The organism is Clostridium sp. D5 (assembly GCF_000190355.1).
Lineage (GTDB): Bacteria > Bacillota > Clostridia > Lachnospirales > Lachnospiraceae > Faecalicatena > Faecalicatena fissicatena_A.
This window is the reverse complement of the sequence record NZ_GL870816.1, coordinates 2,408-12,002: the sequence shown is the minus strand read 5'-3', so window position 1 is coordinate 12,002 and position 9,595 is coordinate 2,408. Positions and strand designations below refer to the sequence as shown.

5 protein-coding genes are annotated in these 9,595 nt (G+C 46.4%); all 5 read right to left on the bottom strand.

Features of this window, described 5'->3' with window-relative positions:
- Window positions 1–212: 212 nt before the first annotated feature.
- From HMPREF0240_RS16490 to ileS, 5 genes are read right to left on the bottom strand one after another with little or no spacing between them, the layout of a single operon-like run.
- Window positions 213–953, bottom strand: coding sequence for a M23 family metallopeptidase (locus HMPREF0240_RS16490; RefSeq protein WP_035313887.1), 741 nt, complete (start codon window positions 951–953; stop codon window positions 213–215).
- A 42-nt stretch (window positions 954–995) separates the two neighbouring features.
- Window positions 996–1,985, bottom strand: a complete 990-nt coding sequence (locus HMPREF0240_RS16485; protein WP_050794561.1) for a SpoIID/LytB domain-containing protein — start codon at window positions 1,983–1,985, stop codon at window positions 996–998.
- Window positions 1,986–2,042: 57 nt separating this feature from the next.
- Window positions 2,043–3,029 carry an RNA-binding protein gene (locus HMPREF0240_RS16480; RefSeq protein WP_157134257.1) on the bottom strand — a complete coding sequence of 329 codons (987 nt, stop codon included), beginning with the start codon at window positions 3,027–3,029 and terminating at the stop codon, window positions 2,043–2,045.
- 9 nt (window positions 3,030–3,038) lie between these two features.
- Entirely contained in the window at window positions 3,039–5,513 is a 2,475-nt protein-coding gene (locus HMPREF0240_RS16475) for a glycogen/starch/alpha-glucan phosphorylase (protein WP_009004545.1), read from the bottom strand.
- A 5-nt stretch (window positions 5,514–5,518) separates the two neighbouring features.
- On the bottom strand, window positions 5,519–8,674 hold the full coding sequence (gene ileS, locus HMPREF0240_RS16470) for an isoleucine--tRNA ligase (protein WP_009004544.1): 3,156 nt from the start codon (window positions 8,672–8,674) through the stop codon (window positions 5,519–5,521).
- Between the last annotated feature and the right edge of the window lie 921 nt (window positions 8,675–9,595).

The window sequence follows — 9,595 nt, the reverse complement described above, 5'->3', positions numbered from 1 at the left end:
AACAGGAGAATCTTATGGCCAAATTTTGATTTACAAAATCAAAATTTGAGGCGGCTGAGCTGAGAAAGCATCAAGCTTTCTCAGTGAATCCGCCTGTAGCCATAAGATTCTCCTGTTTTACTGTTAGTGTTTCTTTCACAAAGCGCCAGCGCAGGAAACCCACATATGTCTTCCCCGCGGCTGGCTGCTCCATGCGTCTCTCAGGCGTCCCCCTATGACTCCATAAAGTCCATAGGATTCACCGGTGTCCCGTCTTTGATCACTTCAAAGTAAAGGTTTGGCCCTTCAACGCTATAATATTTTGTTGGTTCACTCAGATATCCCACTGTCTGGCCTGCGTCCACATAATCTCCCACCTGCAGCGGCACTTCTTTAAGCTGTCCGTATACTGCGCTGTATCCATTTCCCATATCCAGTGTAACTGTTGTACCTGTCTGGGCAGATTGTTCTACATTCGTAACGATTCCCGCTGCTGACGCACCGATCATCTCTCCAACCTGGCCACCGATAATCAGTGCAGGATTGTACTTATACTGTTCCAGTGTTGAGAAAAATACTGTCTTGTCCATGCTGTAGTTGATCAGCACTGCGCCGCTTGCCGGCCATGAGAGCAGGCTCTCTTCGCTGAAGTAAACTTCTGCTGTATTTCCTGCTGTCTCCGCGTTTTCTGCTGCACTTCCCTGAGTGCTTTCTTTATCTTCGGTGTCATTTTCTGTTGATGTATTACTCTCTGCTTCAGGCAGGACGATGTCATTTGTTGTCGTTGCCTCGCTCTTTTCCTTTGTAAGCTGTTCAGTCTGTTCCTCTGCTTTAGCCAGCTGCTGATTTAATTTTTTATTATAATTGTTGAATGTAAATGCTCCAACCATTACAATCACAGCAACAAAGCAGATCACGATTCCGACTGCTGCGCCCTTTCCTTTTAATAAAGATGGCTTTTCATTCTTGTTCATATTCATCACCTCTGGCTATATTTTTGCCAGAAAAATGACGCCTTATTCTATTTTTGTAAATATTTCTCCGCCATCTGTCAGATTTGTTCCTTCAAAAAAATTTTGCAGGATTTCTTCGAAGGTTTTTCCCTCTTTTGCCATCTCATTTGCAGTCCACTGGCTCATCCCCAGACCGTGCCCTTTTCCCATTGTGGTAATACGCAGGCCCCCGTCTGCTTCCTGCAGAGAGAACGCACTGGAGGCCAGTGACAGGGCCTCACGGAACTGTTCTCCGGTACAGACCGTATCGCCGATCCGAAGCGATGCGACATATCCGGCGGAATCGTAGGACTGTATCTCAAAATCCGAAAAGCTGTAGGTCTTTTTGGCATTTTCTTTGTCCACGGCTACCAGAAACGGCTGGCACTTTGTCTGTATTTCCTGATATTCCATATTATAGACATGCATTTCCTCATCGGCCTCTTTGTCCTTTGGGCATTCCTTTACAACAAGATAAGGGGAGTCTCCGTTTCCAAGAACCTCCTGTCCGCTTCTTGTTTTTCCGTTACTCGCCTGGTGGAATGGCACCAAAGCATAAGTATCATTATAGTATAGCACCTGATTTGCAGTATCATCCATAGCCTTTTTCAGTTTTTTGTAATAAGTATCATGCTCTTTGGCACTCCATTTCTTCTCCAGCGCTTTCGCGTCCAGATAACTGTCCTCCAGCACCTTATCTTCACTGCTATCCAAAGTCTGATACAGGTTGGTCCGGATCAGCACCGCCTGTGCTTTAAGCGCTTCCTCCTCATATGTCTCAGGCATTTCTTTTGCCAGAACCCCCAGAAAGTATTCGTCCCATGGCACTTTCATAATTTTTTCTTTGCCATCCTCCAGAGTTCTCTTTACCTGCACATATGCACCACCATTTTTACCGATCACTTCCATATCCGTTCCGTTAACAAAAATGGCGACCACATAAGGGAGTAAAATTAAAATGATTAAAAATGAACATACTGTTTTGACTTTCTGCCGCATATAACGTTGTCCCATAAAAAAGCCCTCCATATATATAATATATGAAGGGCTTAAAGGGGTCAGACCCCTTTTTTACAAGTCACTATTTTCTTTCTTTTCAGGCTCAAGGGGGTCAGACCCCTTTTCTGTATCCGGCAGAATGATCACGGATGGCTCTGGTTCAGTTTCCGGCGTAACTTCTGGCTCCATCTCTGGTGCGGGTGCCGGGATAACCGGGGGCACTGGTGGTACTGGTGGTACTGGTGGCACTGGCGGTAAACTCATATCCGGCGTTTCCGGAACTGGTGCTTCTTCCGGTACGGGTGCCTGCGGTGCGGATTCCGGCATTGCGGTATATGGTCCTGGCATTGATCCACCCGGCGGCATGGTCGGGTATCCCGGCTGGATAAACGGACTTCCGAGATTCGGCTCCATCCCCGGATTAAAGTCTCTGTTGCGCATAACAAAGAGGCAGATGGACTCATAAAGAGGAACCACCATACACAATACTGCATGCGCAATGGACATGTTTTTGGTTGTAAACTTCTCAAGAATCTGATGGTTTACCAGGACACTCAGTACTTTAGTTATTGCCCCATATACAATTGCAATAATTGCCCATATGATGATGACAATAATCAGTCCCATAATCATACCGCTGCTGATATGGGATCCTGCGCCGGTTCCATGATTATAGAGAGTATCTGCATAGAGATTGGAGAATGCCCCAATTCCCACTACCCATAATATCATATAGAATATAAAGTTTACTACCCCGAAGATAAATGGCATTGCAAGCAGCCAGATTCCCGGATTCCTGATGGACTTGGATTTCAGGGTAATACTTCCGCCCAGTTCTCCGTGGAGATACGTTCTTGCAAACGGAATGAACGCGAGCCAGGGGTAATCCATCCCCTGCCTCTTTGCGATCGTATACATACCGATTCCTTTGAATACGTAACTGATTACGAAGAAAATAAACCATACTGCAAACACAATCAGATAAATTGCCAGAATCCCTGTAAGCATTGAATCTAAAGGTGAGTTATAAGTATAAGTGTAGCTGTCATAATAATTCATATATGCCTCCTATTCCGGCTGCCCTGACGGGACATCCACTTTTTCGAGTTTCCAGATATCCTTTACATACTCCTCTATTGTACGGTCAGATGTAAACTTTCCGCTGCATGCAGTATTTAACATCGCCATTTTAGACCATTTCTGATCATCACGGTAAGCTGCTTCCACTTTTTTCTGTGCTTCTGCATAAGCGCGGAAGTCTTTCAGAATAAAGTAGGTATCGGCCCGGTCCGTACACTGCGTGTTCAGAAGGGAGTTGTACAGATTCTTGTACATCTCATGGTTGCCGCCCGCATAGGTTCCATCCATCAGCTGGTCTACCACACGCTTCAGCTCCCAGTCGTTAAAGTAAATATCAATCGGGTTATAGCCGCCTCTATTCTCATAGTTAATGACCTCTTCAGAGCTTAACCCAAAGATAAATGCATTCTCCACGCCGACTTCTTCCACGATCTCCACATTGGCTCCATCCATCGTTCCCAGAGTAGGTGCACCATTCAACATAAACTTCATATTTCCGGTACCGGATGCCTCCTTGGACGCAGTGGAAATCTGTTCGCTGACATCGGCTGCTGCAAACAGAAGCTCCGCATTGGATACACGGTAATCTTCGATAAATATAACTTTCAGTTTACCGTTGATGCTTCTGTCGTTGTTCACCACATCTGCTACAGAGTTGATCAGCTTGATCGTTTCTTTCGCCCTGAGGTAGCCTGCTGCGGCTTTTGCCCCAAAGATAAATGTCCGTGGGTAAAATGACATCTCCGGGTGCTCCTTGATCTGGTTGTACAGATACATAATGTGCAGAATATTCAGCAGCTGGCGCTTGTATTCATGCAGTCTCTTCACCTGCACGTCAAAGATTGAGGTCGGATCAACATCAATTCCATTGTTTTCTTTTATATATTTTGCAAGACGTACCTTATTCTGGTACTTGATCTGCATAAACTCTTTTCTGGCACGCTCATCGTTCACAAGAGGCTTCAGGTTGCCGAGTAAAGATAAATCTGTGATCCAGCCATCTCCGATTCTGCCTGTAATCCAATCTGCAAGAAGCGGATTGCCATGTAGAAGGAAACGTCTCTGGGTGATGCCGTTCGTCTTATTGTTAAACTTCCCGGGCATCATGTCATAGAAATCCTTCAGCTCCTGATGCTTTAAAATCTCAGTATGCAGCCTTGCCACTCCGTTAACAGAGAAGCCCGCCACAATTGCCATATGCGCCATACGCACCTGATTGTCCCTGAGAATTGCCACTTTTCTGACCTTCTCCTCATTTCCCGGATATTTGGCGCGTACTTCCTGCAGGAAGCGGCGGTCAATCTCCTGTACAATCTGATAAATACGCGGAAGCAGCTTGGCGAACAGATCGATCGGCCATTTTTCCAGAGCCTCTGCCATAATCGTGTGATTCGTATATGCACAGGTCTTTGTGGTCACATTCCATGCTTCCTCCCAGCTCAGCCCTTCCACATCAATAAGCAGCCTCATCAGCTCCGGAACTGCAACCGTCGGATGCGTATCGTTCATCTGGATCGTTACCTTTTCATAGAGCTTTTTGATGTCATCATGGTCTTTCTTATACTTCTCAATTAAAGCCTGAAGACTTGCAGAAATAAAGAAATACTGCTGTTTCAGCCTCAGCTCCTTGCCTGCATAATGATTGTCATTCGGATAAAGCACATCCACGATCATCTTTGCAAGATTTTCCTGCTCTACGGCCTTGTGGTAGTCCCCTCTGTCAAATGATTCCAGAGAAAAATTCGTAATCGGCTCCGCATCCCAGATACGCAGCGTATTCACTACATGGTTGCCGTATCCTACGATCGGCATATCATAAGGAACCGCACGCACGGACTCATAATTCTCCTGAATAAACTTATCCCTGCCGGTCTCCGGATCCTTCTCAAAACGGATAGAACCGCCGAAACGCACCTCTTTTGCGTATTCCTGTCTGCGCAGCTCAAATGGATTGCCTTCTTTGAGCCAGTCGTCCGGAGTCTCCACCTGGTACCCGTTTTCAATCTTCTGCTTAAACATACCATAGCGGTAGCGGATACCGCATCCATATGCCGGGTAATTCAGTGTTGCCAGTGAATCCAGAAAACATGCTGCCAGACGCCCCAGACCGCCGTTTCCAAGAGCCGCATCCGGCTCCTGGTCTTCGATCGCATTCAGGTCGATGTTCATCTCCTCCAGCGCTTCCTTCACATCCCCGTAGGCAGTCATATTGATCAGATTATTGCCGAGGGCACGGCCCATCAAAAATTCCATGGACATATAATACACAGTCTTCGCATCCTGCTTCCTGTACTCCGCCTGCGTGGCCAGCCAGTCATCAATCACGATGTCTTTCACTGCATAGGAAACCGCCTGGAATATCTGCTGCGGTGTTGCCTCCTCTATCTTCTTCCGGTACAATGTTTTCACATTGTCCCGGACTGTCTCTTTGAAAGTTTCCTTTTCAAATCGCTTACTATACATATAACTTACATCCCTTCTTTCTCTACCCCCATCGTAACCGCCTCGCCGTTCATCTTCCATTCCTTCACATAACCTGCCGGTTCTGCTTTTACGACTTCGTTTGCCAGCACTTCACTTCCAATCTCTTTTCCATATTTTTCAAAGATATCTTCTGCTTTAGCACTTCCTGCATAAGTGACCTTAATCTTATCCATAACCTCAAAGTCTGCTTCCTTACGCATTGTCTGGATCTTACTGATAATCTCTCTGACAAAGCCTTCCTCTAAAAGTTCTTCTGTCAGGTTCGTATCCAGAACAACCGTGATTCCGTTGTCATTTTCAGATACATATCCTTCAATCTGCGCCGTATCAATCAGCAGGTCTTCCTTAAACAGGGTGATCTCCTGGCCGCCTATATCCAGCTTCAATGCTCCTGTTTCATTAATCTCGTCCATAGCCGCATTGCCGTCGAGACTGTCCAGAGCAGACTTGATTCCACCTAACATTTTACCATACTTTGGCCCCACTGTCTTTAACTGTGGTTTAAAACTATATGAAGTAAAGTCTCTCACATCTTCTGTGAACTTAATATTCTTCACATTCAGCTCATCTGCAACGATTTCCTGATAAAACTCAGGCAATACAAATCCGGCCTTCACAAACATCTGCCCAATCGGCTGACGGTTCTTGATATTAGCCGTGTTGCGGCACGCGCGTCCCATAACAACCAGCTTCAGTACATTTGCCATATTAGATTCCAGTTCTGCATCAATAAAATCCTCGCTGACAGCAGGGAAGTCACAGAGATGAATGCTCTCCAAAGCCGCACTGTCGATACTGCATACCAGGTTCTGGTAAATCTCTTCTGTCATGAACGGAATCATCGGTGCAGCTACTTTCGCAACCGTCACAAGCGCAGTGTACAGGGTCATATAAGCATTGATCTTATCCTGCTCCATGCCTTTTGCCCAGAAACGCTCACGGCTTCTTCTTACATACCAGTTACTCATGTCATCCACAAAATCCTGCAGCGCCCTTGCACTCTCCGGAATTCTGTAATTTTCAAGGTTCTCATCCACTGTCTTAATCAGTGTATTCAGTTTGGACAGCAGCCATTTATCCATAACGCTCAGTTTTTCATATTCCAGGCTGTATTTTGTCGCGTCGAATTCATCGATATTCGCATACAGTACAAAAAATGCATAGGTATTCCAAAGAGTTCCCATAAACTTACGCTGACCCTCTGTCACTGCTTTTCCGTGGAAACGGTTCGGCAGCCACGGTGCGCTGTTAACATAAAAATACCAGCGGATTGCATCTGCACCGTACAGATTCAGCGCATCAAACGGATCTACCGCATTTCCCTTGGACTTACTCATCTTCTGCCCATTCTCGTCCTGCACATGCCCCAGTACAATTACATTCTTATAAGGCGCTTTGTTAAAGAGAAGCGTGGAGATTGCGAGCAGGGAATAGAACCATCCTCTTGTCTGGTCAACGGCTTCTGAAATAAAGTCAGCCGGGAACTGCTGTTCAAACAGATCCTTATTCTCAAACGGATAGTGATGCTGTGCAAACGGCATGGAACCGCTGTCAAACCAGCAGTCAATTACTTCCGGCACACGGTGCATCTCTTTTCCGCAGATTGGGCATTTGACTGTCACATCATCGATATACGGACGATGAAGCTCGATATCATCCGGGCAGTTGTCCGACATGAACTTCAGTTCCTCAATGCTTCCGATGGAGTGCTGGTGCCCGCACTCACACTCCCAGATGTTCAGAGGAGTTCCCCAGTAACGGTTACGGCTGATGCCCCAGTCCTGCACGTTCTCCAGCCAGTCCCCGAAACGTCCTTTTCCGATGTTCTCCGGAATCCAGTTGATTGTATTATTATTGGAAATTAGATCATCCTTCACTGCAGTCATATTAATGAACCAGGATTCACGTGCATAGTAGATCAGCGGAGTATCGCATCTCCAGCAGTGAGGATAGCTGTGCTCGAACTTAGGCGCATCAAAGAGAAGCCCTCTTTCCTCCAGATCCTTCAGCACCATCGGGTCCGCTTTCTTTACAAAAACTCCGGCAAATGGAGTAGACTCCGACATATTTCCTTTTTCGTCTACAAGCTGTACAAACGGCAGCCCGTAGTTTCTTCCCACATTGGCATCATCCTCACCAAATGCAGGAGCAATGTGTACAATTCCTGTACCGTCTGTCAGTGTGACATAGGTATCACAGGTCACATAAAATGCCTTCTTATTCTGCTTTGCAGCACTCTCTGCCGCGCATGCAAACAAAGGCTCATATTCCTTGTACTCCAGATCTTTTCCTTTATATGTCTCCAGAACTTCATAAGCCGGCTGACCTTCCTCTGCCAGCTTGCCAAGTACTTTATCCAGCAATGCCTGAGCCATATAATATACATATCCGTCGGCAGCTTTTACCTTCACGTAATCCTCCACCGGGTTCACGCAAAGCGCCAGGTTGGAAGGCAGTGTCCACGGTGTGGTTGTCCATGCCAGAATATACGCATCTTCATCCTTTACCTTAAATCTGACAATCGCAGAGCGCTCTTTGACATCCTTATATCCCTGCGCCACTTCCTGAGCAGAAAGAGGAGTTCCGCAGCGTGGGCAGTAAGGAACAATCTTAAAGCCCTTATACAGAAGGCCTTTATCCCAGATCTGCTTCAGCCCCCACCACTCAGATTCAATAAAGTTATTGTCATAAGTAACATAGGGGTGCTCCATATCGGCCCAAAATCCAACTGTGCTGGAGAAATCTTCCCACATCCCCTTATATTTCCACACACTTTCTTTACACTTGTCAATAAACGGTTCCAGACCGTACTCTTCGATCTGATCCTTCCCGTCCAGTCCCAGAAGCTTCTCCACCTCCAGCTCCACCGGAAGTCCATGCGTATCCCACCCAGCTTTACGGGGAACCCTATATCCCTTCATTGTGCGGTATCTCGGAATCATATCCTTGATAACGCGGGTCAGCACATGACCGATATGCGGCTTGCCGTTTGCGGTCGGAGGGCCATCATAGAATGTATATTCGGGACCCCCTTCTCTCTCCTCCATACTCTTCTGGAAAATATTATGATCAATCCAGAATTTTTCAACATCTTTTTCACGATCAACGAAATTCATATCCGTGGAAACTTTTTTGTACATAGCTAATCACATTCCTTTCTAAATTTAAATTATTTTACATCCCCCGGAGGGTCTTTGTGATACAGGAATTCCCATATCATAAAAAAGGCTCCCGTCCTGTAATAGGACGAAAGCCTTAACTGCCGTTTTACCACCTGTTACAACATACTCAGGCTTTCTGATTCCCGCCCTGTATATGCGTTCCCATAACGGAGGAACTCCGTCAGCCTCTACTGCTTTCGTTTCGAGGACTGCGACTCAGAAGTGATGTTCAGAAATAACCTACTCATACCGGACTCCCACCATCACCGGTTCGCTGCAGTTTTCAGATAAATCCTACTGTCTTCGTCATTGTCTTTTCCATTTAAGTCTGTACAGAATTATTATAAGAAGAAACAGCTGGATAGTCAAGGGATTGCACATAAATTTCACCAAATCGGGATATAGTTAACGAGCTTTAGACTCGTTGACGGACGGGGACGCTTAATGACAGGGATGCCGGGGAGGTACTGGGGCTGTATATGCCGCTGCGAAATGCACACCGTGCTGCCAACTGCCCCTAGGACACCCACTGCCGGCCAGGCGGGTACACTGAACACATCACGGGAAATCTGATGATTTCCCGCGCTGGGTTCAGTAAAAACTTGATTAGGTGATCAAGTTTTTCCCCGCCTGCCCGGCAGTGGTTGTCCAAGGGGCAGTAGGCGCACTCCAGCATTTCGCAGCGGCATATACAGCCCCAGTACCTCCCCGGCATCCCTGTCATAAAGCTGGCTCTTCCGGACGGTAGGAAAAGGCTCGTTCCCCGGGTGGGATCCCTGACCGGGGCAACGGATGGAATAGAATTGGCGTAACTTTCATATCCCCAGCAGTCTTTTTAATAGACTTGAGTATAGTTTAAAATAAAACCATACTCATAAAGTAAAAAGCGACCATACATAC

Excerpts from the sequence above, each read along its gene's own strand:
- HMPREF0240_RS16490 (WP_035313887.1), bottom strand. The coding sequence starts at position 953 with ATGAACAAGAATGAAAAGCCATCTTTATTAAAAGGAAAGGGCGCAGCA.
- HMPREF0240_RS16485 (WP_050794561.1), bottom strand. The coding sequence starts at position 1,985 with ATGGGACAACGTTATATGCGGCAGAAAGTCAAAACAGTATGTTCATTT.
- HMPREF0240_RS16480 (WP_157134257.1), bottom strand. The coding sequence starts at position 3,029 with ATGAATTATTATGACAGCTACACTTATACTTATAACTCACCTTTAGAT.
- HMPREF0240_RS16475 (WP_009004545.1), bottom strand. The coding sequence starts at position 5,513 with ATGTATAGTAAGCGATTTGAAAAGGAAACTTTCAAAGAGACAGTCCGG.
- ileS (WP_009004544.1), bottom strand. The coding sequence starts at position 8,674 with ATGTACAAAAAAGTTTCCACGGATATGAATTTCGTTGATCGTGAAAAA.